The organism is Sodalis-like endosymbiont of Proechinophthirus fluctus, assembly GCF_001602625.1.
Lineage (GTDB): Bacteria > Pseudomonadota > Gammaproteobacteria > Enterobacterales > Enterobacteriaceae.
The window spans coordinates 3,670-4,505 of sequence record NZ_LECR01000013.1; the positions used below are offsets into that span (position 1 = coordinate 3,670).

The following is an 836-nucleotide window of genomic DNA, read 5'->3' on the forward strand; positions in this document are numbered from 1 at the left end:
CGTGCGCCACCAGGGTAACCCGGATAACGTAATCTGGCCCGGGGACTTTCCATCGCATGGTGCAGTTTCGGCAAAACGACCTCCCGCGACAGCGTAAAGCGTCGGGCGATAGCCTGGTTAGTCACAGGCTGTGATCGGTCCGGGTGTGGGTCAAGATCAAGGTTAGTACTGAATGATGTAGCGATAGGACCCTGTTCAATGACTGATCTGCACTCGCTGCAGTGCAGTTCCATGCGTATCGTGTCTGTCCATACCTCCAGGGAAAACATAAAGGCAGTATAGGCCGCCCGGGCCCGACGTGCATACTAGCCCCATTACCGAACTGGTCTAGATAATCCGCCCCTAGCCATGAGGTACTGTGGCAGGCAGCCGCCACTGGGTTAATTGATGAATACCGAATAGATTAGCGGAAAATTACTGTTCCAGCTGACCAACGGCTTAAGGTGTCAATGCGGCCATACACGCCTTAGCCCACGTTGTTGAAGAGTTAATACAGTCAGCTGCTGGTCAACTGGAATACTTCGTCGACTACGGCTTCAACGCCTTGCAGGTCGTCTAAATCCAGTGCCAGGGCCTCAAAGTCCTCCGCTGCCAACCGCGTCACGTCCCGCGTTTGGCGGTAGACAGCCAGCACCTGGTAGTCACGCTGAGTCGATACCGCTAGAGTAACCAGTAATCAAGATGGCTTTTTTGCATAACCTTACCCAGATTGCACTCTCCTTGCCTATGGTTCATATTTAAGTAAAGGCAGCAGACGGTCCACCATCTATTGCGCGATGAAGGGCTGGGCGTCCCGGATTGGGATGATTGGGATGATTGGGATGATTGGGATGATT

General features: G+C 53.2%; 1 protein-coding gene. It reads right to left on the bottom strand.

The annotated features are described in order from the left end of the window. Window positions 1-496: 496 nt before the first annotated feature. Window positions 497-634, bottom strand: a complete 138-nt coding sequence (locus BG74_RS12305; RefSeq protein WP_187202497.1) for a hypothetical protein — start codon at window positions 632-634, stop codon at window positions 497-499. Window positions 635-836 lie beyond the last annotated feature (202 nt).